Below are 24570 nucleotides of genomic sequence, written 5' to 3'. Positions count from 1 at the left end.
GCGTTCTGTACTCAGTCACGGGCTCGATCACCCCAGCCGCTACCAAACTGCACGGGCCGGTCTGGCCGCCTCAACGGCGGCCACACTCTACCGCGCCAGTCAGATATGAAGATACAAGCCCGGCACCGCCACCGCGGTGGGTGCCGGCAAGGGGCTCCGGCATCCGCCCGCCCTTTGGCCCCAGGCGACGCACCACTTTCTGGCACACTGCGCCGCTTTCCAGGCCCACCATGACCACCGCTTCCCACGCCCAAGGCAATCTGCGCAGCATCGTCTCGATGCTGCTGGCGGTGATGTTCTTCGCCTTCATGGACGCGGTGCTCAAGACCCTGTCACCGCACTACCCGCCTTTGCAGATCGCCTGCCTGCGCGGGCTGACCGCACTGCCGCTGGTGCTCGCCTATGTGCACTGGCGCGGCGCCTGGCACAAGTTGCGCCGCCTGCGCTGGTCACTGCACATCCTGCGCGGCGTGCTGGGCATCACCATGCTGGCGCTGTTCACCCGCGGCGTGGGCGAACTGCCGCTGTCGGCCGCCTACACGCTGTTTTTCATCGCGCCCCTGCTGATCACGGCCCTGTCGGTGCCGGTACTCGGGGAACGCGTGCCGCGAGCGCACTGGTGGGCCATCGCGGCCGGCTTTGTCGGCGTGGTGGTGGCGCTGCGTCCCAGCGGTGCCGACCTGCAGGCCGGATTCGCCTCGCCAGGCGGCCTGGCCATCCTGGGCGCTGCGCTGTGTTACGCCGTGACCGCTGTCGCCGGTCGGCTGCTCAGCCGCAGCGACAGCCTGGAATCGCTGATCCTGACCATGATGGTGTTCATCGGTGTCGGCGCCGGCCTGCTGGCCGCCCCGCAGTGGGTGCCGGTATCGGCCAGCCACACCTGGCTGTTGCTGGCGCTGGCCGTGACCGGCTTTCTGGGCCAACTGGCCATCAACGACGCCTTCCGCCATGGTCAGGCCAGTGCCGTGGCGCCGTTCGAATACACCGCCCTGGCCTGGGGCGTGGGCCTGGACTGGCTGCTCTGGCAGACCCTGCCCGATGCCTCCACCTGGTACGGTGCCGCCATCATCGTCGGCAGTGGCCTCTACATCGTGCGGCGCGAAAAGCGCATCAGCGAAGCGCACGCCACCGCCGAACACCCCTGAGGCGGCAGCGGTCCCCCTGCTTCAGCGCACCATGCGCAGCGCCTCGTCGACGTAGCGGTAGACCTCGTCGCGAATCTGCGCATGGCGCGTGCGCTCCTGCGTGCGGTACTGGCCCAGGCGCACGATCACCAGCGCCTCGGAAGGCACCACGATCACGTACTGCCCCAGGTGGCCCTGCAGAAAATAGAACGGTGGCGCGTGGTCCGGGTCCATCCAGAGGCCGTGGCCGTAGAAGCGTGCCAGACCATTGGGCTGGGTGATGCGCTGGACAAACGCGGCCGGCAACAGCGCCTGGCCGTTCCATTGCCCATCTTGCAGCAGCAGTTGCCCGATGCGGGCCATGTCGCGGGCACGGCTGTGCACGCAGCAGTAGGCCATTTCCATGCCGCCCTGCTCGCGCGGACGGTCCAGGCTCCAGCTGGCGTCGGCCAAGCCCAGCGGCTGCCACAGGCGCTGGCTCAGGTAGAGGGACAGGCTCTGCCCCGGATCGCGCTCGCGCAGGGCGCGCTGCAGCGCCACGGCCAGCACCTGGGTGGAGGCGCTGCTGTACTCGAAAGCGGTGCCGGGCGCGCGCTCGAAACCCTGACGCAGCACCACGCCCGCAGCGTCACCACCAAAGTACAGCTCGGTGGTGGGGTTCAGCGGCAGGTAGTAGTTTTCCGTCCATTCGTGCCCGGAGGTCATGGCCGAAAACTGCGCCAGCGTGGCCTGCGCCCCGAGCGGGTGGCCGGCGTATTCGGGCAGCCAGCGCGCGGCAGGCGCGTCGAAGTCCGGCAGGATGCCGTCGGCCACCGCCGCGCCGGCCAGCAGCGTGGTCAGCGTCTTGACCATCGAAAACCCGTTGGTGCGGCTTTCGGCGCTGTAGGGCGCGAAATAGGTTTCGTGGATCAGTTCGCCCCGGTGCGCCACCAGGAAGGCGGCGCTGCGGTGTTCGCTCAGGTACGCGCGCAGGGATTCGGACAGCGGGCGCTGCACGGCCGCCACGGGCCAGGGCTGGGGCGTGCCGCCCGCGATCACGGCCTGCGGGAAATTGCGCGCGTCGTCGATGTGGGCGGTGTTGTGCCCGTCCAGATAGGTGTGGCGCAGCGCGGTCCAGAAATAGCCGTGCCCCATCAGCTGGATAGCCGCAGCCGCCAGCACCAGCAAGCCCAGAATCGCCAGAAAAGCCCGGCGCAGCCAGCGTGCCATGTATGTCTCCTCGTTGTAAGTATGTTGGTCGTCCTGCTCTTTATGCTGCTCGCTCGCCGTACGCAATCCGACGCGCGTTGCCTCCATCACCAGGGCACCGCGGAACCGGCTCTGCCGGGCCGCAGGTGCCGTCCCCCTCCCAGCGGCGAAGCCGCGCCAGAGAGGGGGAAGCCGCATCAGCGGCGCAGGGGGTGCACCCTCCACCTTCGCAGGGGGTGCCTACTTCATCACGCCGGTGTCGGCCAGGATCGCGTCCAGCGGCACGTCGTGCGGTTCGGGCACCAGATCGGGCACGTAGCCGAAGTCGTAGGCCAGACCCACCGTGAACGGCTTGGGCTGCAGGCTGGCCAGCGTGCGGTCGTAGAAGCCGCCGCCGTAGCCCAGCCGGTAGCCCCCCGGGCCGAAACCCACGCAGGGCACGAAGATCAGCGTGGGCACCACGATTTCGGTGTCCTTGGGCTTGGGAATGCCGTACGCGTCTTCTTCCATGGGACAGCCGGGGTACCAGCTGTAGAAGGTGAGGGTCTTGTCCACCTTGTTGACCACCGGCAGACCGATGCGCCGCTGCCGGGCGGCGCTCTGGGCGTCTTCCTCCAGCCCCGCCTCCTGCCAGCGGAACAGCGCCGGCAGCGGATCGAATTCGCCCTTGATCGGCCAGTAGGCGCCGATCACGGTGTCCGGCCGGTGGATCAGCCAGACGCGCATCACACGCTGCAGCAGGTCGTTGCGCCAGGCGCGGTCGGCCAGGCCCTGGCGCTTGGCGATCAGGGCCTTGCGCCAGGCGGCCTTGGGGTTGTCCCGGTCGTGGGCAGGGGAACCTTCTGCGTCTTTGTTGTCCATAATCCTGTGATGATTCTGGTGAGCTTGAAGCGGGGCCTTGTGCCCATTATGGCTGCGCTGCTGCTGCCCCTGGCACCGGCCAGCCATGCCCTGGCCCAGGCCCCCGGCGACGCGGCGCTGCTGCAAATGCGCGACGCCTTCCGGCGCGGCGACACCGGCACGCTGTCGGCCACCCTGCCCCGCCTGCGCGGCCACCTGCTGGAGCCGCTGGCCGTGTACTGGGAGATGCGCGCCCGGCTCGACAAGGCCAGCCCCGAAGACATCCGCGCGGCGCTGGCGCGGCAGGCCGGCAGCTACTGGGAAGACCGTCTGCGCAACGACTGGCTGCTGCAACTGGGCAAGAGCCGCGACTGGGCCCGTTTTGCCGCCGAGGCGCCGCAATTCCGCATGAACGACGACCGGCAGGTGCGTTGTTACACGCTGATGCTCGACGCCGCCGCGCAGCGCCTGCCCGCCGAAACCGCCGCCCGCGAGGTGGGCAAGCTCTGGCTGGCCCAGCCCGACGCCGACGACGGCTGCGCCACCGCCGCCGAAGCGCTGCTGCGCAGCGGCCACCTGGGCCAGGACACCGCCTGGCAACGGGCGCGTCTGGCACTGGAAGCCGGCAAACCCCGTGCCGCCGTGCAGGCCATCGCCCTGATCGACCCCGACCGCGCCCAGCAGCTCGACGCCATCGCCCAGAACCCAGCCCGCTACCTGGACGACAAATTCACCGCCCTCCGGCCGCGCACCAAGGAACTGGTCACGCTGGCCCTGGTGCGGCTGGCCAGCACCGATCTCGACGCCGCCATTGCCGAGATGAACCACACGCGCTGGCGCGCCCAGCTCACCCAGGAAGAGCGCAGCTGGGTCTGGGGCGTGATCGGCAAACGCGCAGCCCAGCGCCTGCAGGACAACGCGCTCGACCATTTCGCCAAAGGCCAGGCGGCCTACATGGCGCCCGACCACCTGGCCTGGCGCGCCCGCGCCGGCCTGCGCGCCGGCCAGTGGAGCGTGGTGCGCGAGGCCATCGCGGCCATGCCTGCCGAGCAGCAGCAGGAGCCGGCCTGGGTCTACTGGCGCGCGCGCAGCCTGCAAACCCTGCCTGAGCTGGACCCGATCGCCGCCAAGGCCCAGGCGCTCGCGCTGTACGAATCGCTGGCCTCGCCGCGCAGCTTCTACGGCCAACTCGCGCTGGAGGCCCTGGGCCGCCGCGTGACCGCACCCGCCCCACCACCGCCGCTGACCGCCACCGAAGCCGCCACCGCCGCGCGCGACCCCAGCCTGCAGCGCGCCCAGGCCGCGCTGGCTCTGGGTCTGCGCAGCGAAGGCGTGCGCGAATGGAACTACGCCGTGGCGCTGCACACCCCGGGTGGCCTCGAAGACCGCGAACTGCTGGCCGCCGCCGCCCTGGCCTGCAGCCAGGAAATCTGGGACCGCTGCATCAACACCAGCGAACGCACGCGCGACGTGTTCGACGTCTCGCAGCGTTTTCCCACCCCACACCGCGACCTGGTGGTGCGGCGCGCGCGCGAGATCGGGCTCGACCCGGCCTACGTGTACGGCCTGATCCGCCAGGAAAGCCGTTTCGTCACCGAAGCGCGCTCCGGCGTCGGCGCCTCCGGGCTGATGCAGGTGATGCCGGCCACCGCGCGCTGGACCGCACGCAAGATCGGCCTGACCGACTTCCAGCCCGGCCAGATCAGCGAGCGCGACACCAACATCCTCATTGGCACCGCCTATCTGAAGTTCGCGCTCGACGACTTCGAAGGCTCGCTGCCAATGGCTGCGGCGGCCTACAACGCCGGTCCGAACCGGCCACGTGCCTGGCGCAACGGGCCGACGCTGCCGGCCGAGATCTGGGTCGAAAACATCCCGTTCGCGGAAACCCGCGACTACGTGCAGAAAGTGCTGTCCAACACCACGCTCTACGCCGCCGCGCTCAGCGGGCAGCCGCAGTCGTTGCAGGCGCGGCTGGGCACGGTGGGCCCGCGCCAGGCCACGGCAGCGGCGATCAACGGCGACCTGCCCTGAGAGCGCCCGCCATGCCCGGCTCCACAGCGCCCATCCTGGTTTTAGGCGGCACCGGTTTCGTCGGCCGCCATGTGTGCGAGCGCCTGGTCCGCGCCGGCCACCGTGTCACCGTGCCCACCCGCCGGGCCGCCAACGCCCGGGCCATCCAGCACCTGCCCGGCCTGAGCGTTTGCGAAGCGAACGTGCACGACGCCGCCGCGCTGCGCCGCCTGCTGCCCGGGCATGGCGCCGTCGTCAACCTCGTGGCCATCCTGCAAGGCACGGAAGCTGCCTTTGAACGCGCCCATGTGGCGCTGCCGCACACCCTGGCCCAGGCCTGCATGGCCTGCGGCGTCGACCGCGTGGTGCATGTCAGCGCCCTCGGCGCCGACCCCGAAGGCCCTTCCCGCTACCAGCGCAGCAAAGGCCGGGGCGAAGCCGTGCTGCAGGCGGCCGGCCTGCGCCTGACCGTGCTGCGGCCGAGCGTGATCTTCGGCGACGGCGACCGCTTCCTCCACCTGTTTGCCCGGCTCCAGGCGGTGCTGCCCGTGCTGCCGCTGGCCGGCGCCGGCGCGCGCTTCCAGCCGGTCTGGGTCGAAGACGTGGCCGAGGCCATCGTGCGCTGCCTGCCACCCGATGCCCGCGCGCGCGCCAGCCAGGGCCAGATCCTCGAATGCGCCGGCCCCGAGGTGCTGACACTGGCCGATCTGGTGCGCCTGGCCGGTCGCCACGGCAGCCACCAGCGGCCGGTGTGGCCCCTGCCCGCCGCGCTGGGCCGCCTGCAGGCGCTGGCCATGGAATGCCTGCCCGGCGAGCCCTTGATGAGCCGCGACAACCTGGCGTCCATGCAGGTCGACAACGTGGCCTCCGGCCAGTGGCCCGGCCTCGACAGCCTGGGCATCCGGGCCGCATCGGTACACGCCATCGCACCCACCTACCTGAACCCCGCACGCGACCACGGACTGGCCCTGCGCGCCCGCGGGCCGCGTTGAGCGCATCATTGAAAGCCGCAACCGACTTGTTCGGCCTTCAAGAGGTATGCTTCCGCGTGACGGAGGCCCATTCTTTGAGATTGGCTACCACACCAGGAGCAAAAGACCAAACCATGAAATTAACCAACTCAGTTCGCAACAAAATTCATCCGTGGTTCATGGATTCTTCAGAGATCCAGAAGAATTCCAAAAATCTTCCATCAGAAATAAGGCACCACACGAACGAAATAATTGAAAATGGATTCACGGTCATCAAAAAATCCATTCCAAAAGAAAAATGCACTCAAGCCATTAACTCATTCAAAAGATTCTCACAGAGCCATAAACAGAAATTTGAAAAGCATATCGATGCAGATGGTCACTACCCACGCATTATAAATTTGCACACAATATTACCTGAGCTTTTTTCACTATTCTCCGATAACAGTATTGCGTATCAAACGCAGCTTGCGCTCTTTGGCGCGACGCCCTGTCTCTACACGTCCCTTTTTTACGAGAGAGGATCGGCGCAACCCGCACATAGAGACAGTCCTTATTTTTCAACACGTCCCGAGCATTTTTATCTGGGCGTCTGGGTTGCACTGGAGGATGCAACAAAAGCGAACGGCGCACTTCAAGTATTTGCAGGCGGTCACAAGCTACCTGAACTCAACAGAGAAGAGATCGCCAAAGAAATAGTGGGCTCACTGAACGAAATCCCACCCATATCCAACGAACTCTTCGAATCCTACCGCAGCAAAGTCGAGCAACAATGCTTGTCAGCAGGCTTGACCCTACAAACGCTAGATGTGGAAGCAGGAGATACAGTGATATGGCACCCGCAACTCCCTCATGGAGGAGGTGCGATTGAGGACATCACCAGAACACGCTTCAGTCTTGTAATGCACACCACGCCGGTAGGTGTTCCGGTCTACCACCAAGACAAGTTCTTCAACCCGAAGGCGCCCGCTCCGATGGATGCACCCTGGGAATATGAACAAATCGAGGGCTTCTACCGCGTGCAGCACACAACCTTCAACATTGGTCATCAAGAGGCATTTGAAGTCAGCGATTTTTCAGCGCGCCCTCAGGAAGACTATTCATCATAAAAACGTAATCAATGGGCAGAAAATCCCGCACCCGGCAGGCGTCAGAATCCGGCCCTGTCCTGACCCACGGAGCCCCCATGTCCCTGCAACTCTTCATCGGCAACAAGAACTACTCGTCCTGGTCCATGCGCCCCTGGGTCCTGCTGACCCAGGCCGGCATTCCGTTCGAGGAAGTGATGGTGCGCTTCGACGCGTTCGATGCCGACTCGACCTTCAAGCAGACCGTCGGCGCCATCAACCCGGTGGGCAAGGTGCCGGTGCTGATCGACGACGGCTTCGCCGTCTGGGACACGCTGGCGATCGCGGAATACCTGGCCGAGCGCTTCCCCGAGAAGCGGCTCTGGCCGGCCGATGCCCGCGCGCGGGCCCGCGCGCGCAGCGTCTGCGCCGAGATGCACAGCGGCTTCGGCGCGCTGCGCAACCACTGCGCCATGAACATCGAGGCTTCGTTGCCCGAGGTGGGCCGCATCGTCTGGCGCGACCAGGCTGGCGTGCGCGCCGACGTGGCCCGCCTCGAAGCCATGTGGACCGAACTGCTGGCCGAACACGGCGGCCCGCTGCTGTTCGGCGATTTCAGCATCGCCGACGCCTACTTTGCCCCGGTCTGCTCGCGACTGCGCACCTACGCCCTGCCCGTCAGCCCGACCGTGGCCGCCTACGTCGACCGCGTGCTGGCGCTGCCGGGCGTGCAAGCCTGGGTGCAACAGGCACTGACCGAGCACGACTTCGTGGCGATGGACGAGCCTTACCGCGCCAGCCGCTGACCGCACCACGCCGGCCGCCACCGCGGCTGGCCTACACTGCCCGCATGGACATCTATCTCGTGGGCGGCGCGGTGCGCGACGCCCTGCTTGCCCGCCAGGCCCAGCGGCCTGCAGGCAGCCATTTCGACCGCGACTGGGTGGTCGTCGGGGCCACGCCCGAGGCCATGACCGCACAGGGTTTCCTGCCCGTGGGCAAGGACTTCCCGGTCTTTCTGCACCCGCAGACGCGCGAGGAATACGCGCTGGCGCGCACCGAACGCAAGACCGCCCCGGGCTACCACGGCTTCCACTTTCACACCGACCCCGGCGTCACGCTGGAAGAGGACCTGGCCCGGCGCGACCTGACGATCAACGCCATGGCGGTGGCCCAGGCCGATGCCGACGACCCTGCTGGCGCGCCCCTGATCGACCCCCACGGTGGCCAGGCCGATCTGCGGGCGGGCGTGCTGCGCCACGTGACCGGCGCCTTCGCCGAAGACCCGGTGCGCATCCTGCGGCTGGCGCGGTTTGCCGCGCGTTTCCCGACCTTCACCGTGGCGCCGGAAACCCTGGCGCTGATGCAGGACATGGTGGCCGCGGGCGAGGTCGACCACCTGGTGCCCGAGCGGGTCTGGCAGGAACTCGCGCGCGGCCTGATGGAGCCGCGCCCTTCACGCATGTTCGAGGTGCTGCGCGACTGTGGCGCGCTGGCCCGGCTGCTGCCCGAGGTGCAGCGCCTGTGGGGCGTGCCGCAGCGTGCCGACTACCACCCGGAGGTGGACACCGGCGTGCACCTGATGATGGTGCTGGACATGGCGGCGCGCCTGGGCGCGAGCCTGCCGGTGCGTTTTGCCTGCCTGTGCCACGACCTGGGCAAGGGCACCACACCGGCCGACGTGCTGCCGCGCCACATCGGGCACGAGGTGCGCAGCGCCCGCCTGCTGCAGGCGGTGTGCGAGCGCTGGCGCGTACCGCGCGAGTGCCGCGAGCTGGCCGACGTGGTGGCGCGCGAACACGGCAACATCCACCGCAGCACCGACCTCAACGCGGCGGCCCTGCTGCGATTGCTGGAGCGCTGCGACGCGCTGCGCCGCCCCGAGCGGTTTGCCGACGTGCTGCTGGCCTGCGAATGCGATGCCCGTGGCCGCCTGGGTTTCGACGACAGCGCCTACCCGCAGCGCGACCGCCTGCAGGCGGTGCTGGCGGCCGCGCTGTCGGTGGAAACAGCCCCGATCGCACGCGCGGTGCAGCAGCAGTCCCCCGCGCCCCGCAACCCGGGCGAGACCATTGCGGCGGCGATTGCCACCGCGCGTACCCGGGCCATCGACACGATGCGGTCTGCCGCGGCCTAAGCCAGCGCGCGCGCGGCGCCCAGCAGCGCCGGCGACTGCGGTGACGTGATCACCCAGACCGGAATGTCCGCCAGGTAGGCGCGGTAGCGGCCCTTGCGCTCGAAACGCGCGCGGAACGGCGAGCGGTCGAACCAGTCGCCCAGGCGCGGCACGATGCCGCCCCCCACGTACACGCCGCCCCGGGCGCCCAGCGTCAACGCCAGGTTGCCGGCCACCGAGCCCAGCAGCGCGCAGAACAGGGTGAGCGCTTCCTGCGCCTGCGGCAGCCCGCTGGCCAGCGCCGCCGCCGTCACCTCCGCCGACGTGGCCGGGGCGGCGACGCCATCGGCCGCGCACAGGATCTGGCAGGCTTCGAGCAGACCCGGCCCGCTGAGCAGCCGCTCGGCCGAGGCGCGGCCATGGCGTTGGGCCAGGGCGTCCATGACCAGGCGCTCGCGCGGCGACGCCGCTGGCAGGGTGACGTGCCCGCCTTCGCCCTGGATCGGCACCCAGCCGCCCCGCCCGTCGGGCAGCAGCCCCGACACGCCCAGCCCGGTGCCCGCGCCGAGCAGGGCCACGGCAGCGGCCGGATCGCCCGGGCCACCGCCCACCTGGCGCAGTTCGCCGGCAGGAATTGCCGGCAGCGACAGCGCCAGGGCGGTGAAGTCGTTGAGCAGGCGCAGCACGTCCAGCCCCAGCCCGGCCTTCAGCTCGGCCTGCGAAAAGCCCCAGTGGTGGTTGGTCATGCGCACCTGGTCACCGGTGATCGGGCTGGCAATGGCCAGCGCCGCCGCCCGGGGCGCGGCCAGCCCGGCCTGGGCCAGGTAGGCCCGGATGGCGCCCATCAGCGACGGGTGCTCGGCGCAGGCCAGCACCCGCACCGCAGACACCGGCTCACCCGGCGCGGCCTGCCAGCCGAAACGGGCGTTGGTGCCGCCGATGTCGGCCAGCAGGCGGGGAAAGGGGGCGGAAGGGCTGGCAGCGGGCATGTGGCGTCCTGGGGGCGGCGCCACCGGTCCCCCCGGTGTCCACGCCGCCGTGAAAACCATTATGCGCAGCGCGGCCGGCCCCTCAGCCAAGATGCTGCCGCACCCAGCGCACGATGTCGGCGCTGCGCAGGGCGCCGGGCTGGCGCGCCACCTCGCGGCCGCCGGCAAACAGCGCCAGCGTGGGAATGCTGCGGATGCCGAAACGCGCGGCCAGTGCCGGCACCGCTTCGGTGTCGACCTTGGCCAGCCGCACCTGCGGTTCCAGTTCGCGCGCGGCGGCCTCGAAATGCGGCGCCATCATGCGGCAGGGCCCGCACCAGGGCGCCCAGAAGTCGACCAGCACCGGCACCTGCGAACGGGCGATGTGGCGGTCGAACGCGGTTTCGTCGAGCGCCACCGGGTGCCCGGTGAACAGGGGCTGGTGGCACTTGCCGCAATCAGGCTGGCCGCCCAGGTCGGCGGCACCGACGCGGTTGGTGGTGTGGCAGTGCGGGCAGACGATGTGCAGCGGCTCGGTGGTGGTGGCGGTCATGGTGGGCTCCGGGTGATGCCGACCAGATGGGGACGACCGCCCCGGCTTCAAGACACTGCCCCGGGTATCAGATCACCCGCCCGATCAGCGAAGCCACAAAACTCAGCAGGATGGTGGTGGTCAGCGGAATGAACCAGTCCCGGCCAAAGGCCCGGAAGCGCAGGTCGCCCGGCAGCTTGCCGAACCCCAGTTTGTGCAGCAGCGGTGTGAACCAGCTGATCAGCAGCAGCGCCAGGAAGATGACGATCATCCAGCGGATCATGGTGGGCGCCTACAGCCGGTGCGTGCGGTCGCCCGCGGTGAAGCCGAGGGGCACCCAGCCTTCGCTGCTGGCCACGGGAGCCAATGCCAGCACCTTGAACAACTCGCCCATTTCGTGCTCGTTCACCAGCTTGCCCAGCATCGCCTGGTCGCGCGGACCGGCATCGCGGGCCACGTCCAGCAGCCCGGCGTTGATCAGGAACCGGCCCTGGCTGGTGTAGCCCAGCACGGCCAGCCCGGCGTCCTGCGCGGCCAGCGCAACGCCGGTGAAGTTCACGTGCGCGGTGATGTCCTTGAGCCCCAGGTCCACCAGCGGGTTGTCGTCGCTGCGGTGGGCGCGGTGGCAGATCAGCGTGCCCATGTGGCGCTGAGGGTGGTAGTACTCGGCCTCGGGGAAACCGTAGTCGATGAAGAAGGCGGCGCCACGCGCCCAGCGCTCGGCCAGGGTGCGCACGAAGGCTTCGGCCTGGGGGTGGATTTCGGTCAGGTAGTCGTGCGGACCTTCGATCTCCAGCGGCGGGCGCAGCGCAGAGGGCCGGTCGGCCCAGGCCAGGGCGCCGTCGGCGGTCAGCGCCACGCCGCGTTCGTGCCAGACGCCGTCGGCCTGCCCACCGATCCGCTGCAGCAGTTGCACCGGCATGGCGTCGAGCACCTCGTTGCCCAGGATCACGCCCTCGAAGCGATCGGGCAACTGGTCGACCCACCGCACCCGTTCGGCGTGGCGGGCCAGCGTGCTGCGCTGGCGCTCGCGCAGGCTGCCCGAGAGGTCGACGATGGTGTAGCGGGCCGGGGGCCGGCCCGCCGCGGCCAGCGCGTCCAGCACCTGCAGGGCCAGGGCGCCGCTGCCGGCGCCGAATTCCCAGATCTCATGGGTCCCGGTCGCTTCCAGCGCCTGCGCCACCTGGCGCGCCAGGGTGTGGCCGAACAGCGGCGACAGCTCGGGCGCGGTCACAAAATCGCTGCCCTGGCCGTCCACCCCTTCGGGCAGGTGGCCGAATTTGGGGCTGCCGTGCGCGTAATAGCCCAGGCCGGGCGCATACAGCACCAGGGCCATGAAACGGTCGAACGGCAGCCAGCCGCCCGCAGCGGCAATGGCCTCATCCACCCGCTGGCGCAGGGCGGTCGGTAAACTGGCGGCCTCGCCGGCCGGGGCCGCTGGTGCCCGGCACGCGCCGGCAGCGGCTGCTTCGACGGTCGTTTTTTCCACCCGCCGATTGTCGTCCATGCCCCGTTCCGCCGCCGCTTCTGCCGAAAACCGCACCGTCCTCGTGACCGGGGCCGGCAAGCGCCTGGGCCGCGACATCGCCCTGACGCTGGCGCGCGCCGGCTGGCAGGTGGCCGTGCACTACCGCCTGTCGGGCGGCGAGGCACGCCAGACCGCCGCCGACTGCGAGGCCCTGACCGGCCGCACCGGCAGTGCCGCGGTGTTTGCCGCCGACCTGGCCGACGAAGCCCAGGCGCGCGCGCTGCTGCCGGCCGTGGCCGCGCACTTCGGCCGCGTGGACGCGGTGGTCAACAGCGCGTCGCTGTTCGAACACGACGAAGCTGCCAGCTTCGGCTATGCCGCGATGGAACAGCACCTGCGCAGCAACACCGGCGCCCCCGTGCTGCTGGCACAGGCGCTGGCCGAGCACCTGCGCAGCGCCGCCGATGGCCGCGACGGCGCGGTGGTCAACCTGCTGGACCAGAAGCTCTGGAACCTCAACCCCGATTTCTTCAGCTACACGCTGTCCAAGGCGGCCCTGGAGGCCGCCACCACCATGCTCGCCCTGGCCCTGGCGCCAGCGGTGCGCGTGGTGGGCGTGGCACCGGGCCTGACGCTGACCAGCCACCTGCTGAGCGACGAGCAGTTCCAGGCGCGGCACCAGCTGTCGCCGCTGGGGCGCTCGTCCTCCCCGGCCGACGTGGCCGCCACGGTGGCGTTCGCCCTGGACAACCGCTCGATCACCGGCACCACGCTGCTGGTTGACGGCGGCCAGCACCTGATGCGCTTTCCGCGCGACTTTTCCCTGATGTGAAGCGGATGCCCATGAACGCCCCGAATTACGCCGGCACCCAGATCCTCACCCTCACCGGGCTGCGCTTCGACGCCAACCTGGGCATCCTCGACCACGAACGGACCGCGCCCCAGCCGATCCAGGTCGACGCCGAACTCAACCAGGGCACCCAGCCGCTGCTGCCGCACGACGACGACATCGGGCACGTGCTCGACTACCGCAAGGTGCGCCAGATCATCATCGACGAGTGCACCGCCGAACACGTGAACCTGCTGGAAAGCCTGATCGGCAAGCTCACCCGGCGCCTGATGCAACTGCCCGGCGTGATCGGCGTGCGCGTGCGCATCGCCAAGCTGGAAATCTTTGCCGACTGCGAAGTGGCCATCCGCATGGAAAGCGGGCAGTGGTGACCGCGCGCCCCATGACCGAACGAGACCCGACATGACCCCCGAAAAACTTGCCTTCGAAAACAAGAAACTCGAAAAGCGCCTGTGCCGCGAGGTCGGCCGTGCCATCGTCGACTACCACATGATCGAGGAAGGCGACCGCGTGATGGTCTGCCTCTCGGGCGGCAAGGACAGCTACGGCCTGCTCGACATCCTGATGAAGCTGCAAAAGCGCGCACCGGTGAACTTCGAGCTGATCGCGGTCAACCTCGACCAGAAGCAGCCCGGCTTCCCGGATCACGTGCTGCCCGCGTACCTGTCGAAACTCGGCATCCCGTACCACATCGAGACGCAGGACACCTACTCCATCGTCAAGGAGAAGATCGAGCCCGGCAAGACCATGTGCAGCCTGTGCAGCCGGCTGCGCCGCGGCATCCTCTACCGGGTGGCCAAGGAACTGGGCGCGACCAAGATCGCGCTGGGCCACCACCGCGACGACATGCTGCAGACCCTGTTCCTGAACATGTTCTTCGGCGGCAAGCTCAAGGGCATGCCGGCCAAGCTGGTCAGCGACAACGGCGAGTTCATGGTGATCCGCCCGCTGGCCTATGTGCCCGAAAAAGACCTGATCCGCTGGGCCGAATACCGCGAATTCCCCATCATCCCGTGCACGCTCTGCGGCAGCCAGGAGAACCTGCAGCGCAAGCAGGTCGGCAACCTGCTGCGCGACTGGGACAAACAGTTCCCCGGCCGGCTGGAAAACATGCTGCACGCGCTGCAGAACGTGGTGCCCAGCCACCTGATGGACCGCTCGCTCTATCCCTTCCAGACCCTGCAGACCACCGGCATGGCCAACGAGGACGGCGACAAGGCCTTCGACGCCGACGACCCGGTGCCGCCACCGGTCCTGGCCGACGACGAGGCGCTGAACGACGAAGCCGCCCTGCGCGCCGGGAACGAAACACGGGCCCGGGCCGTCATACCCATTGCCGCACACTGACCGGCGCGGGCCGGTTCGGCCCGTTGATGCCCGGAGATGTTCATGATGTCGCCCTCCTCTTCTGCTCCCCGTCCCCGGCCACGTGGCTGGACCCGCCTGGCGGCGGTGGCCGGCCTGGTGCTCACCCTGGGACTGGGGGGCTGCGCATCGGTGTACCTGGTCGACAGCGAGGTCCGGAGCTTCGCCCGCTGGAGCCCGCCTCCGGCCGCCGCCGCGCCGCAGTGGTACCTGTTCGACCGCCTGCCGTCGCAGAACGAAGGGCCGGCCGCCCGGGCCCAGACCGAACTCGAACAGCTGGCGCTGCAGCAACTGGCCCCGCTGGGCTGGCGCGTGGCCGGCACCGACGACCCCGCGCCCACCTGGCGGGTCCAGGTTCAGGCCAGCACCTTGCGCCTGCCGCACGCGCCCTGGGAATCGCCCGCCGACGCCTTCGGCCCCGGCTACCGCATGGGCCGGCTGCCCTCCGGCCAGGCTTTCTGGATGCCTGGCGGCATGCGCATCGCCACCCCGTATTACGAACGCAGGCTGTCGCTGCTGGTCCGCGATGCGCGCACCGGGCAGGTGGTGTACGAAACGCAGGCCGCGCACGACGGGCGCTGGAACGACAGCCCCGAGATCTGGCGCGCCATGCTCTCGGCCGCGCTGCGCGATTTCCCGCAACCGCCCGCCGGTCAGCGGCACATCGCGATCGAAGTGCCTCGCTGAACGCGGGCCGGTCTTTTCAGTCGACCCGGGACAGCAGTTCCCGGATCGCTTCGCCCAGCGCGTCCATGCTGTCCTGCTTGCCCAGCACGTCGGCCACGCCGGCCGCGTTCGCGTCCGCCAGCAGCTGTTCGTTCACATGGCCGGAAACGATGGCCACGCGCTGCTGCGGACGCAGTGCCCGGGCCTCGCGCGCCAGCTCCACGCCGCTGATGCCGGGCATGTTCTGGTCGGTCACCAGCAGGTCCACCCTGTCGGGCGTACCACGCAGCCATTTCAGCGCCTCTTCGCCAGAACCGAAGGTCGTGACGCGGTAGCCGATCTTGCGCAGCATGCGCGCCACCAGAAACACCAGCGCCTCGTAGTCGTCCACGTACACCACGTGCCGCCCCTGGGGGGCCGGCGGAGGCGGTGGGCTGGGCACCGCGTCGTCCGCCACCGCAGCGGCTGCGTCGGCAGGCACCAGCGGCAGGTAGATGTCGAACCGCGCGCCCTCGCCGGGCGCGCTGTGCACCGCGATCGCTCCCTGGTGCGCCTTGACGATGCCGTGCACCACCGACAGCCCCAGGCCGGTGCCGGCCCCCGACGCCTTGGTGGTGAAAAACGGCTCGAAGATGCGGCGGCGCGTGTCGGCCGCCATGCCCGGGCCGTTGTCCGCCACGCTCAGGCAGGCGTAGGCGCCGGCCACGATGCCGTCCAGCGCCTGGGCCAGCGCGGCGTCGACCGCCACTTCCTGAAGGCTCACCGTGATGTCCCCGGCGCGGCCCTCCAGGGCCTGCCAGGCGTTGGTGCACAGGTTCATCAGCACCTGCTGCATCTGGGTCGCGTCGGCCATCACCGGCAGCGGCTGGTGCGCCAGCCGGGTGTGCAGGCGCACGCCGGCCGGCAGCAAGGAGCGCATCAGGCGCAAGGCCTCTTCCACCAGCGGCACCAGCGCCTGGCGCTGCAGCTCCTGCGCCTGGCGCCGGCTGAAAGCCAGGATCTGCTGCACCAGTTGCCGTGCCCGGATGGCAGCGCGGTGGATTTCGGCCAGGCTCTCCTGGGCCAGGTGGTCCTGGCCCACGTCTTCGCGCGCCAGCGCCAGGTTGCCCAGGATGGCCGCCAGCAGGTTGTTGAAATCGTGCGCCACACCGCCGGCCAGGGTGCCGATGGCTTCCATCTTCTGCGATTCGCGCAACTGGGCCTCCAGCGCGCGGCGTTCGATTTCGGCCTGCTTGAGGTCGGAAATGTCGGTGTGCGTGCCGACCATGCGCAGCGGGCGCCCGTCTTCGTCGCGGCTGATCACCATGCCGCGGGTGAGCACCCAGCGCCAGCTCCCATCCTTGCAGCGCACGCGGTGTTCGTTGCGGTAGATCGGGTTGCGGCCTTCGAAGTGGGCCAGCCGGTCGGCCAGCATCTGGGCCACATCGTCGGGGTGGGTGCGGGCGTCGAGCTCGCTGGCCATCGGCTGCAGCTCGTTTTCTTCGTAGCCGTACATCGCCAGGATGCGCGGCGACACGTATTCCTCGCCGGTGGCCAGGTTCCAGTCCCAGACGCCGTCACCGGCAATGTCCAGCGCCAGTTTCCACAGTGCTTCGTTCGAGCGCAGGGCCTCTTCGGCCTGGCGGCGCGCCGTGATGTCGATCAGCACGCCCACACGCAGGCTGCCATGCTGGTCAACGGAGACGGCGCTGGAACGGCGGTAGACCCACTTCACGGTGCCGTCCGGGTGGACGATACGGAATTCTCCGCCCAGATCCACCGGCCCCTGGCGGATGGCGTCCAGGTCTCGCGCCAATTGCTGCACGTCTTCGGGGTGGCGGTAGCGCGCCGCGAGCTGCGGGTCGCGCATCAGGGCCTCGGGGCCGAAACCGTAGATGTCGCGCACGCCCTCACTGACGAACCGGTAGCTGCGGTGCCCGTCGGCCCCCAGGTGCACCACGAACACCATGCCGGGCACCTGCGCCGTGATCAGTTGCAGCAGTTCCTGGTTGCGGCGCAGCGCGTCCTGCGCGCGCATGCGCTCGCTGACGTCTTCGACCGTGCCTTCGTAGAACAGCAAGCGCCCCTCGGCGTCGCGCACGCCGTGGGCGTTTTCGCTGATCCAGATGCGCTCGCCCGTGCCGTGGCGCCAGATTTCGGACACGAAACCGCGCACGAAACCGTCGCGCTCGAGCATCTGCGCAAACACCGCGCGGCGGCCGGGATCGACGTACCACTCGCTGGCAATGTCCTGCACCCCTTCGAGCAGTTGGGCCTCGGTCTGGTAGCCGTTGAGCCGCACCAGCACCTGGTTGGCGCGCAGCATCCGCCCTGCCGGCGAGCTGCGGTACGCGCCGATCGGCAGGAAATTGAACAGCGAAGAGAAGTCCCCCAGCTCGGGACGGTCGACGGGCATCGAACCATTGTGCGGCCAATTCCCGCGGGCAAAACCCCGAATAGCGGGTAGGCAAGGCGCCAGTCATTGGCTAAAGTGCGCCACTTCATCACCGACCGGACCCCACCCCGTGCAAGTCACCCGCATCCTGGCCGTGCGCCATGGCGAAACCGCCTGGAACCGCGATACCCGCATCCAGGGCCACACCGACATCGCGCTGAGCGACCACGGCCAATGGCAGGCCGAACGCCTGGCCGAGGCCCTGAGCGAAGAGCCGATCGCGGCCGTGTACGCCAGCGACCTGAGCCGCGCCCTGGAAACGGCCAAGGCGGTGGCGCGAAGGCACGACCGCCCGGTCCACACCCAGCCGGGCCTGCGCGAACGGGGGTTTGGCCGCTTCGAGGGCCACACCTGGGCCGAACTCGAGGCCCGCTACCCGGAAGAAGCCCTGGCCTGGCGCAAGCGGGTGCCCGATTTCGCCCCCCCCGGGGGCGAAACCCTGCTGCAACTGCGCGAGCGGGTGACCCACACCGTGGCCACGCTGGCCAGCCGCCACCCGGGCGAGCAGATCCTGGTGGTCGCCCATGGCGGCGTGCTCGACGTGCTCTACCGCGCCGCCACACGCCTGGAACTGCAGGCGCCGCGCAGCTGGGAACTGCCGAACACGGCCATCAACCGCCTGCTGTGGAGCCCCGAGGGTCTGAGCCTGGTCGGCTGGGCCGACGTGCGGCACCTGCAGACCGACGGCGGCGAGGACGTGCTGGACGAGCGCAGTGCCTGACGCCGCCTGCCCCGACCGGTGGAGCGGCCTGGTCGGTCAGCCGGTCGCGGCGATCGACACCCCCGCGCTGGTGGTCGACCTGGACGCCATGGAACGCAACCTGCAGCGCATGGCCGCGTTCTGCCAGGCCCGCGGCCTGCGGCTGCGGCCCCACGCCAAGATGCACAAGTGCGCCGAACTGGCCCGGCTGCAGATGGCGCATGGCGCCGTGGGCGTGTGCGTGCAGAAAACCGGCGAAGCCCTGGCGCTGGCGGCGCAGGGCGTGAGCGACATCTACATCAGCAACGAAGTGGTCGACCCGGCGAAGCTGACCCGGCTGGCCATGGCGGTGCGCGCCGGCCGGACCCGCTTTGCCATCGCGGTGGACAGCACGCTGGGCATTCAGCGGCTGGCCGAGGCTTTGGCCCGCGCCGGGGTCGACACGCCCATGGACGTGTTCGTCGAGATCGACGTCGGCCAGGGCCGCTGCGGGGTTCCGCCAGGCCCGGCCGCGGTGGCACTCGCCCAGGCCATCCAGGCCGAGCCGCTGCTGCGCTTTGCCGGCCTGCAGGCCTACCACGGCCGGGCCCAGCACGAGCGGAGTGCGGCGGCACGGCAGACCAGCATCACCGTCGCCGCGCAAGCGGTCGCGACGACCCGCGACAGCCTGCAGGCGGCGGGCATCACCGTGCCGCTGGTCACCGGCGCCGGCAGCGGCACCTTCGTGCACGAAGCGACCAGCGGCCTGTGGGGCGAGCTGCAGCCGGGCTCCTACCTGTTCATGGACGCCGACTACGCGGCCAACACGCCCGACACCGATGCCCCGCGTTTCGAACACGCCCTGTTCGTCAAGACCCAGGTAGTCAGCCGGCAGGCCGAGCGCGCAGTGGTCGACGCCGGCCACAAAAGCCATGCCATCGACAGCGGCCTGCCGCAGGTCTGGCACCCGGCCGGGCTGGGCTTCGGCAACGGGGGCGACGAACACGGCGTGCTGCACGGCTCCCCGTTGCCGGCCCTGGGCGAAACCGTCTGGCTGATCCCGGGGCACTGCGACCCCACCGTCAACCTGCACGACGTGCTGGTGGGCGTGCGCGGCGGCCTGCAGACCGGCACGGTCGAGTGCCTGCTGCGCGTGGATGCGCGCGGCGCCACCGGCTGAGCGGCACCGCCCGCCAGCCTCAGCGCGGACCGTAGACGCGCGCGTCCAGCCCCAGCTGGCGGATGCGCTCGGCCGCGGCCTGCGCTTGCGCGGCCGACTCGAACGGCCCGACCCGGACCCGGATCAGTGGCCCCCGCGCCGACTCCAGCGGATCGCTGACCACCGTCAGCCCGGCTTCGCGCAGGCGGCGCTCTGCCCGCTCGGCGTTGGCCGCCACCGAAAAAATGCCCACCGCCACGCCATGCCCGTGCAGGCGCCGGGGCCCCGCGGGCACGCCCGACGCCGGCGGCGCTGTCGCGGCCGGTGGCGCCAAGGGAGCGGGCTCCGACGGAGGCGGCGAGGCCAACGCGGAAACGGCCACCGGGGACTCGGCCACCGGGCCCGCCACCGGCATGGCCTCCAGCCGGTCGGTCAGCGCGGCCGGTGCCACGGCTTCTTCGGGCACGGTCACGGGTGAAGGCGGCGACGGTGCCACCCCAGCCACGGGCGGCGCCATCGCCGTCGGCGTGGCAACACGGGGCACCCCGGACCCGGGTGCCGCACCCACCAACACCCCGAAGGCGATGAGTGCCTCGACCAGCGCCACGGGCACCCAGACATGCCGCCGCCGGGCGGCCCGGTCCAGCCGAAGGCAGGCCTCCTGCACGGTGCGGGCCTGTTGCACCGCGGCCATCATGCGCCGGCGCACGGCGGCGTGCAGCCAGGCGTCGCCCCACCAGCCGGGCACGGCCACCGCCGCGCCGCCGATCAGGGCCAGCAGCCCCCAGCGCACACCGGGCGCCCACGGGCCGGTCTGGCGCTGCACCCACCACCAGGCCAGCAACGCCAGGCCCAGCAGCAGTGCGTGCCCCAGTGCGGGCCGCCACAAGCGCCGGTACCACAGCCAGAAGGGCCCCAACCAGCCGGCGGCAGGGTTCCAGTGTGGCCAGGCCGCACCGCGCTCGTCAAAACGCGCGAACACCGCCAGATACCGGGTCACCGCGCCGGGCCCCAGGGCCGCGCGGTACAGCGCCTCGGTGCCACGGCTGCCCTCCGCGCCCGCCGCCGGCGACGACAGGGCCGACGGCTCGGCCGGCAAGGACGAAAGCGGGGCTGCGCGGTTCATGGCCAGGGATGCCCGGGCCGGCAACGCCATGCCGGGGAAAACCAGGGGCGGCGGTCGGGCTGCATGCGGGTTCCGCCTGCGCGTGTCTGCCTCAGGCGCCTTCCGGGAACAGCGCGCCACCCTGCGGCGGCGCCACCCCGAGGTGGCGGTAAGCCGCCAGCGTGGCGATGCGCCCGCGCGGCGTGCGCTGCAGGTAGCCCTGCTGAATGAGGTAGGGCTCGATCACGTCCTCGATGGTGTCGCGCTCCTCACCGATGCTGGCGGCGATGTTGTCCAGCCCCACCGGGCCGCCGTCGAAGCGGTGGATCACCGCTTCGAGCAGCTTGCGGTCCATCAGGTCGAACCCTTCGGGGTCGACGTCGAGCATCGTCAGGGCCTTGCCGGCGATGGGTGCGGTGATGCGGCCATCGCCCTTGACGTCGGCATAGTCGCGCACGCGGCGCAGCAGGCGGTTGGCGATGCGCGGCGTGCCCCGACTGCGGCGGGCGATCTCGAACGCGCCTTCGGGGTCGATGGGCGCGTTCAGCAGCCCGGCACTGCGCGTGACGATGCGCTGCAGCTCGGCCGGCGTGTAGAACTCCAGCCGCGCCACGATGCCGAAGCGGTCGCGCAGCGGGTTGGTCAGCATGCCGGCGCGCGTGGTCGCGCCCACCAGGGTGAAGGGCTGCAGATCGAGCTTGATGGAGCGCGCCGCCGGCCCCTCGCCGATCATGATGTCGATCTGGTAGTCCTCCAGCGCGGGGTAAAGGATTTCTTCCACCACCGGCGAGAGCCGGTGGATCTCGTCGATGAACAGCACATCGTTGGGTTCGAGGTTGGTCAGCAGCGCCGCCAGATCCTTGGGCTTTTCCAGCACCGGGCCGCTGGTCTGGCGCAGGTTGACGCCGAGTTCCTGCGCGACGATGTGGCTCAGCGTGGTCTTGCCCAAGCCCGGCGGGCCGAACAGCAGCACATGGTCCAGCGCTTCGCTGCGCTTCTTGGCCGCGCCGATGAAGATTTCGAGCTGCTCGCGCACCTTCTGCTGGCCCACGTATTCGTCCAGCAGTTTGGGCCGCAAGGCGCGCTCGATCGCCTCCTCCTTGGGGGAGACGGCGGCGGCAGACACCACGCGCGGCGTGGGGGCGAAATCGTCGGTCTGGATGGTCACGGCAGCGGGTTCTGTGCGCACGGAGGCAGCACCGGACTATACAGGCGAGGCCCCGCCCCGCCAGCCCCCCGCGGCCCGTCTCACTCGGGCCGGATCCGTGCCGTCCTGGCCAGCTCGATGTAGCGGGCCGAATCCTCCCGGATGAGCTGGGCCAGCGCGGCGGCGTCGCGCACCAGGGGCTCGACCCCGGCGTTGGACAGGTTGCTCTTCGCCGCCGGGTCTGCCATCACCTTGCGCACGTCGGCCGCCACTTTGTCCACCACCGCCGGCGGCAGGTTGGCGGGGCCCATCAGGGCGTACCAGATCGAAAAGTCGAACGGCTTGAGCCCCTGTTCCTCGAAAGTGGGCACCTGCGGCATGGCCTCGTAGCGCTGCGCCGACGACACCCCCACCACTTTCAGGCGACCGCTCTGGGCGTGCGGGGTGAGCAGATTGGCGCTGACGATGGCCAGCGGAATCTGGCCCCCCAGCACGTCGGCCACGGCCGGCGCGCAGCCTTTGTAGCCGATGTGCAGCGCCTGGACCCCGGCCTTCAGCTTGAGCAGTTCCATCGCGAAGTGCTGCGGCGTGCCGATGCCGCAGGAGCCGTAGCTCAGGCTGCTGCCCGGCTGTGCCGCGGCGGCCACCAGCGACTTCACGTCGCTGATGTTGAACGACGGGTGGGCGGCCAGCCCGATGGGCGTCACGCCCAGCAGGAGGATGGGCGTCAGGTCCTTCTCCGCGTCGTACGGCAGCTTGCCGTTGACCCCCAGGTTCGTCACCATGGTGCTGTTCTGCAGCAGCAGCGTGTAGCCATCGGCGGGCGAGCGCACCACCTCGCGGCTGCCGATGTTGCCCGCCGCACCGGCCTTGTTCTCGACCACCACCGGCTGCTTCCACATCTGCTGCAGGCTCGCCCCCAACTGGCGCGCCAGGATGTCCGAGCCGCCTCCGGTCGCATAGGGGACGACGATCCGGACGGCCCGGTTCGGGTAGCCGCCGGTCTGGGCCTGTGCGCCGGCACAGGCGGCCACGGTGGCCAGGGTCAAAGCAAATCGCTGGAAGGACATGAGGTCTCCTGTCGTTGGTATGTCGGAAAAGAAAACTGCCGGGGGGCTCAGGCGTCGACGTCGACCGCGCCCAGGCGCTGCACCCACAGCGCCCAGGACCGGGGGATCTGGCCGTCGTTCATGTCCGAAGACAGCTGCGCCTCCTCCGCGTTCAGAAACATCGGCTCGCCCAGGTTCTGCGCCGCCAGTTGCAGCTTGGCGTTGGCCTCGGCGTAGATCGCGCGGTAGACCGCCTGCTGCAGCGACGCGCCCACCACGGTGGAGCCGTGGCCCCGCATCAGCACACAGCTGTTGGCCCCCAGCGAGCGGGCCAGGGCCTGGCCCAGGTACGGGCTGCTGATGAGCATGTCGGTGTTGCCGCCGGCCTCGCGGATCTCGAACTGCGCCACGCCCGCCCCCAGAAAGCCGGCCATGTGGAAGATCGGGCGCAGCGGGGTGGCGGTGCAGGCGAACGGGATCACGCTCATCGAGTGCGAATGCACCACGGACATCACATCGGGCCGGGCCCGGTACAGCTCGGCGTGGATGAAGCGCTCCAGGTATGGGCGCGGGGCGGTCGGGTCCACCGCCGAGCCATCGAGCCGGTAGGTGGTGATGTCCTGGCGCCGGACCAGCCCGGGCGCGCGGTTGACCGACAGCAGGAACAGAGCGGGATCGTCCGGGTGGCGCACGCTGACGTGCCCCAGGCCGTCGACGATCTGCTGGTCATACAGGATCCGGTTGGCCAGCGCGAGGTCGCGGCACAGGTCGTCCAGGGGGGGCGGCATGTCTTGTCTCCTGAGAAAAACTCCGGCGATTGGACCGGGTGCCGCCCGCCCCCGTCCAATACTTTGTTTTGCGGACAGCCCAAAGAAAAGCTTTGGGCCGCGCGCGCCGCCTCAGTTGCCGGTCTGGCGCCGCAGCGCCTGGCGAATGCGTTCCCGCAGCGCCAGCTCGCTGGGCGACGGATGCCGCTTGTGCGGCCAGGCCAGGTACAGCGTCCGGCGCAGCACCGGGTCCACCACGGGCCGCGCATCGAGGCGGCCGGCCAGCACATCGTCGGCCACGGAGGCGCGGGGCAGGATGCTGGCCGCCGCGCCGCGCAGCACCAGCGCGCGGATGGCCGGTATCGACCGGACCTCGTAGGCGATCTGGACCTCGATGCCCAGGTCCTGGGCCGCCCGCATCACCGTTTCGCGGACCACATCGCGGCGCTCCGGAATGGCCAGGCGGTATTCCAGCGCCTCTGCCAGCGAGACGGGTGCCCCCGCCTGGCCTTCGGGCAAGGTCACCAGCACGAGGTCCTCGTCGCGCAAGGCCTCGCGCCCGATGGCGGCGTGCTCCGGCACGCCATAGGCGAGCACCACGTCCAGTTCTTCGCGCAGCAGGCGCTCGGCCAGCACGTGGCTCATTTCTTCGGTCAGGGTCAGCAGCACCCGGGGTAGCGTCTCGCGCACCTCGACCGCCAGTTCCGCGCCCACCGCCAGAATCAGGCTCGGCGACATGCCCAGCCGGATGGGTTCACCCGCGTCCGGGGCGATGGCTGCGACCTCGCGCCGCGTCGACTCCACCTGGGCCAGGATGTCCTGCGCACGCAGATACAGCACCCGCCCGGCCTCCGTCGGCTCCACGCCGCGCGAATGCCGGTGCAGCAACGCGACCCCCAGGTCCTCCTCCAGCTGGCGCACCTGCATGCCCAGCGCGGGCTGCGCCAGGCACAGTTCGGCCGCGGCACGGGTCATGTTTCCGGTCTCGACGACCTTGACGAAAGAACGCAGTTGGCGAAAGTTCATGCACAGAGCTTGCCAGAAGCGGGGGCCGGCCGTCCC

Annotated in this window: 24 protein-coding genes; 12 read left to right on the top strand and 12 right to left on the bottom strand. The window is 69.9% G+C overall.

The genetic code is table 11. The annotated features are described in order from the left end of the window. Window positions 1-230 precede the first annotated feature (230 nt). Complete coding sequence (locus L0977_RS22145) at window positions 231-1145, top strand: DMT family transporter (RefSeq protein ID WP_234267084.1); 915 nt, start codon at window positions 231-233, stop codon at window positions 1143-1145. Between the two features lie 21 nt (window positions 1146-1166). On the opposite strand, the gene L0977_RS22140 is transcribed toward L0977_RS22145, so the two are convergent. Both L0977_RS22140 and L0977_RS22135 read right to left on the bottom strand, forming a co-directional pair. Then, complete coding sequence (locus L0977_RS22140; RefSeq protein WP_234267083.1) at window positions 1167-2333, bottom strand: serine hydrolase domain-containing protein; 1167 nt, start codon at window positions 2331-2333, stop codon at window positions 1167-1169. Window positions 2334-2552: 219 nt separating this feature from the next. Further along, entirely contained in the window at window positions 2553-3173 is a 621-nt protein-coding gene (locus L0977_RS22135; protein WP_234267081.1) for a 5-formyltetrahydrofolate cyclo-ligase, read from the bottom strand. Window positions 3174-3221: 48 nt separating this feature from the next. Here L0977_RS22135 and L0977_RS22130 point away from each other — a divergent pair, with 48 nt between their 5' ends. From L0977_RS22130 to L0977_RS22110, 5 genes are all read left to right on the top strand, one after another. Beyond that, window positions 3222-5186: a lytic transglycosylase domain-containing protein gene (locus L0977_RS22130; protein WP_234267079.1), complete on the top strand. Its 1965-nt coding sequence runs from the start codon at window positions 3222-3224 to the stop codon at window positions 5184-5186. 11 nt (window positions 5187-5197) lie between these two features. Further along, complete coding sequence (locus tag L0977_RS22125) at window positions 5198-6157, top strand: complex I NDUFA9 subunit family protein (protein WP_234267078.1); 960 nt, start codon at window positions 5198-5200, stop codon at window positions 6155-6157. 8 nt (window positions 6158-6165) lie between these two features. Then, window positions 6166-7245: a phytanoyl-CoA dioxygenase family protein gene (locus L0977_RS22120; RefSeq protein ID WP_234267077.1), complete on the top strand. Its 1080-nt coding sequence runs from the start codon at window positions 6166-6168 to the stop codon at window positions 7243-7245. A gap of 77 nt (window positions 7246-7322) precedes the next feature. Continuing rightward, entirely contained in the window at window positions 7323-8009 is a 687-nt protein-coding gene (locus tag L0977_RS22115) for a glutathione S-transferase family protein (protein ID WP_234267076.1), read from the top strand. A gap of 44 nt (window positions 8010-8053) precedes the next feature. After that, the gene (locus L0977_RS22110) at window positions 8054-9340 is read left to right on the top strand and encodes a multifunctional CCA addition/repair protein (protein WP_234267075.1); all 1287 of its coding nucleotides are present in this window, start codon (window positions 8054-8056) and stop codon (window positions 9338-9340) included. Here the strand turns inward: L0977_RS22110 and L0977_RS22105 are convergent. The 4 genes from L0977_RS22105 to L0977_RS22090 form a co-directional block, all read right to left on the bottom strand. Further along, window positions 9337-10308 carry a glucokinase gene (locus tag L0977_RS22105; protein WP_234267074.1) on the bottom strand — a complete coding sequence of 324 codons (972 nt, stop codon included), beginning with the start codon at window positions 10306-10308 and terminating at the stop codon, window positions 9337-9339. The genes L0977_RS22110 and L0977_RS22105 overlap by 4 nt on opposite strands. An 82-nt stretch (window positions 10309-10390) precedes the next feature. Continuing rightward, on the bottom strand, window positions 10391-10840 hold the full coding sequence (gene trxC / locus L0977_RS22100) for a thioredoxin TrxC (RefSeq protein ID WP_234267073.1): 450 nt from the start codon (window positions 10838-10840) through the stop codon (window positions 10391-10393). A 67-nt stretch (window positions 10841-10907) separates the two neighbouring features. Continuing rightward, window positions 10908-11102 (bottom strand): DUF2905 domain-containing protein, encoded by a 195-nt coding sequence (locus tag L0977_RS22095; protein WP_234267072.1) that lies wholly within the window; start codon window positions 11100-11102, stop codon window positions 10908-10910. Between the two features lie 9 nt (window positions 11103-11111). Beyond that, on the bottom strand, window positions 11112-12326 hold the full coding sequence (locus tag L0977_RS22090) for a class I SAM-dependent methyltransferase (RefSeq protein ID WP_234267071.1): 1215 nt from the start codon (window positions 12324-12326) through the stop codon (window positions 11112-11114). On the opposite strand from L0977_RS22090, the gene L0977_RS22085 reads away from it, so the two are divergent. Genes L0977_RS22085 through L0977_RS22070 form a run of 4 tightly spaced genes read left to right on the top strand, consistent with a single transcriptional unit; the run spans window position 12325 to window position 15189 of the window. After that, on the top strand, window positions 12325-13119 hold the full coding sequence (locus L0977_RS22085; RefSeq protein WP_234267069.1) for an SDR family oxidoreductase: 795 nt from the start codon (window positions 12325-12327) through the stop codon (window positions 13117-13119). The two genes, L0977_RS22090 and L0977_RS22085, sit on opposite strands and share 2 nt — an antisense overlap. 11 nt (window positions 13120-13130) lie before the next feature. Next, window positions 13131-13508, top strand: coding sequence for a dihydroneopterin aldolase (locus tag L0977_RS22080; RefSeq protein WP_370465336.1), 378 nt, complete (start codon window positions 13131-13133; stop codon window positions 13506-13508). 31 nt (window positions 13509-13539) lie between these two features. Continuing rightward, entirely contained in the window at window positions 13540-14484 is a 945-nt protein-coding gene (gene ttcA, locus L0977_RS22075; protein WP_234267067.1) for a tRNA 2-thiocytidine(32) synthetase TtcA, read from the top strand. Between the two features lie 42 nt (window positions 14485-14526). Further along, on the top strand, window positions 14527-15189 hold the full coding sequence (locus L0977_RS22070; protein WP_234267066.1) for a DUF4136 domain-containing protein: 663 nt from the start codon (window positions 14527-14529) through the stop codon (window positions 15187-15189). Between the two features lie 16 nt (window positions 15190-15205). Here the strand turns inward: L0977_RS22070 and L0977_RS22065 are convergent, their stop codons facing one another. Continuing rightward, the gene (locus L0977_RS22065) at window positions 15206-17563 is read right to left on the bottom strand and encodes a hybrid sensor histidine kinase/response regulator (RefSeq protein WP_234267065.1); all 2358 of its coding nucleotides are present in this window, start codon (window positions 17561-17563) and stop codon (window positions 15206-15208) included. Window positions 17564-17672: 109 nt separating this feature from the next. On the opposite strand from L0977_RS22065, the gene L0977_RS22060 reads away from it, so the two are divergent. Then, window positions 17673-18323, top strand: a complete 651-nt coding sequence (locus tag L0977_RS22060) for a histidine phosphatase family protein (protein ID WP_234267063.1) — start codon at window positions 17673-17675, stop codon at window positions 18321-18323. Beyond that, window positions 18316-19461, top strand: a complete 1146-nt coding sequence (locus L0977_RS22055) for a DSD1 family PLP-dependent enzyme (RefSeq protein ID WP_234267062.1) — start codon at window positions 18316-18318, stop codon at window positions 19459-19461. The genes L0977_RS22060 and L0977_RS22055 overlap by 8 nt, the downstream gene beginning before the upstream one ends. A 19-nt stretch (window positions 19462-19480) precedes the next feature. On the opposite strand, the gene L0977_RS22050 is transcribed toward L0977_RS22055, so the two are convergent. The 5 genes from L0977_RS22050 to L0977_RS22030 all read right to left on the bottom strand — a co-directional run bounded on the left by L0977_RS22050 (window position 19481) and on the right by L0977_RS22030 (window position 24534). After that, window positions 19481-20566 carry an SPOR domain-containing protein gene (locus tag L0977_RS22050; protein WP_234267060.1) on the bottom strand — a complete coding sequence of 362 codons (1086 nt, stop codon included), beginning with the start codon at window positions 20564-20566 and terminating at the stop codon, window positions 19481-19483. Window positions 20567-20657: 91 nt separating this feature from the next. After that, window positions 20658-21713: a Holliday junction branch migration DNA helicase RuvB gene (gene ruvB / locus L0977_RS22045; protein WP_234267086.1), complete on the bottom strand. Its 1056-nt coding sequence runs from the start codon at window positions 21711-21713 to the stop codon at window positions 20658-20660. Window positions 21714-21793: 80 nt separating this feature from the next. Next, window positions 21794-22762: a Bug family tripartite tricarboxylate transporter substrate binding protein gene (locus L0977_RS22040; RefSeq protein WP_234267058.1), complete on the bottom strand. Its 969-nt coding sequence runs from the start codon at window positions 22760-22762 to the stop codon at window positions 21794-21796. A 47-nt stretch (window positions 22763-22809) separates the two neighbouring features. Next, entirely contained in the window at window positions 22810-23529 is a 720-nt protein-coding gene (locus L0977_RS22035; RefSeq protein WP_234267057.1) for a class II aldolase/adducin family protein, read from the bottom strand. Between the two features lie 111 nt (window positions 23530-23640). Beyond that, the gene (locus tag L0977_RS22030; protein WP_234267056.1) at window positions 23641-24534 is read right to left on the bottom strand and encodes a LysR family transcriptional regulator; all 894 of its coding nucleotides are present in this window, start codon (window positions 24532-24534) and stop codon (window positions 23641-23643) included. Window positions 24535-24570: the final 36 nt, after the last annotated feature.

The organism is Hydrogenophaga sp. NFH-34, from assembly GCF_021401345.1.
GTDB classification, from domain to species: Bacteria; Pseudomonadota; Gammaproteobacteria; order Burkholderiales; family Burkholderiaceae_C; genus Hydrogenophaga; species Hydrogenophaga electricum.
The sequence above is the reverse complement of the archived record's forward strand: the minus strand, read 5'-3'. Positions and strand labels throughout refer to the sequence as shown.

Bases quoted from the DNA above. Each gene is read 5' to 3' on its own strand.
- L0977_RS22145 (WP_234267084.1), top strand. From the start codon at position 231: ATGACCACCGCTTCCCACGCCCAAGGCAATCTGCGCAGCATCGTCTCG.
- L0977_RS22140 (WP_234267083.1), bottom strand. From the start codon at position 2,333: ATGGCACGCTGGCTGCGCCGGGCTTTTCTGGCGATTCTGGGCTTGCTG.
- L0977_RS22135 (WP_234267081.1), bottom strand. From the start codon at position 3,173: ATGGACAACAAAGACGCAGAAGGTTCCCCTGCCCACGACCGGGACAAC.
- L0977_RS22130 (WP_234267079.1), top strand. From the start codon at position 3,222: ATGGCTGCGCTGCTGCTGCCCCTGGCACCGGCCAGCCATGCCCTGGCC.
- L0977_RS22125 (WP_234267078.1), top strand. From the start codon at position 5,198: ATGCCCGGCTCCACAGCGCCCATCCTGGTTTTAGGCGGCACCGGTTTC.
- L0977_RS22115 (WP_234267076.1), top strand. From the start codon at position 7,323: ATGTCCCTGCAACTCTTCATCGGCAACAAGAACTACTCGTCCTGGTCC.
- L0977_RS22110 (WP_234267075.1), top strand. From the start codon at position 8,054: ATGGACATCTATCTCGTGGGCGGCGCGGTGCGCGACGCCCTGCTTGCC.
- L0977_RS22105 (WP_234267074.1), bottom strand. From the start codon at position 10,308: ATGCCCGCTGCCAGCCCTTCCGCCCCCTTTCCCCGCCTGCTGGCCGAC.
- trxC (WP_234267073.1), bottom strand. From the start codon at position 10,840: ATGACCGCCACCACCACCGAGCCGCTGCACATCGTCTGCCCGCACTGC.
- L0977_RS22095 (WP_234267072.1), bottom strand. From the start codon at position 11,102: ATGATCCGCTGGATGATCGTCATCTTCCTGGCGCTGCTGCTGATCAGC.
- L0977_RS22085 (WP_234267069.1), top strand. From the start codon at position 12,325: ATGCCCCGTTCCGCCGCCGCTTCTGCCGAAAACCGCACCGTCCTCGTG.
- L0977_RS22090 (WP_234267071.1), bottom strand. From the start codon at position 12,326: ATGGACGACAATCGGCGGGTGGAAAAAACGACCGTCGAAGCAGCCGCT.
- L0977_RS22080 (WP_370465336.1), top strand. From the start codon at position 13,131: ATGAACGCCCCGAATTACGCCGGCACCCAGATCCTCACCCTCACCGGG.
- ttcA (WP_234267067.1), top strand. From the start codon at position 13,540: ATGACCCCCGAAAAACTTGCCTTCGAAAACAAGAAACTCGAAAAGCGC.
- L0977_RS22070 (WP_234267066.1), top strand. From the start codon at position 14,527: ATGATGTCGCCCTCCTCTTCTGCTCCCCGTCCCCGGCCACGTGGCTGG.
- L0977_RS22065 (WP_234267065.1), bottom strand. From the start codon at position 17,563: ATGCCCGTCGACCGTCCCGAGCTGGGGGACTTCTCTTCGCTGTTCAAT.
- L0977_RS22050 (WP_234267060.1), bottom strand. From the start codon at position 20,566: ATGAACCGCGCAGCCCCGCTTTCGTCCTTGCCGGCCGAGCCGTCGGCC.
- L0977_RS22040 (WP_234267058.1), bottom strand. From the start codon at position 22,762: ATGTCCTTCCAGCGATTTGCTTTGACCCTGGCCACCGTGGCCGCCTGT.
- L0977_RS22035 (WP_234267057.1), bottom strand. From the start codon at position 23,529: ATGCCGCCCCCCCTGGACGACCTGTGCCGCGACCTCGCGCTGGCCAAC.
- L0977_RS22030 (WP_234267056.1), bottom strand. From the start codon at position 24,534: ATGAACTTTCGCCAACTGCGTTCTTTCGTCAAGGTCGTCGAGACCGGA.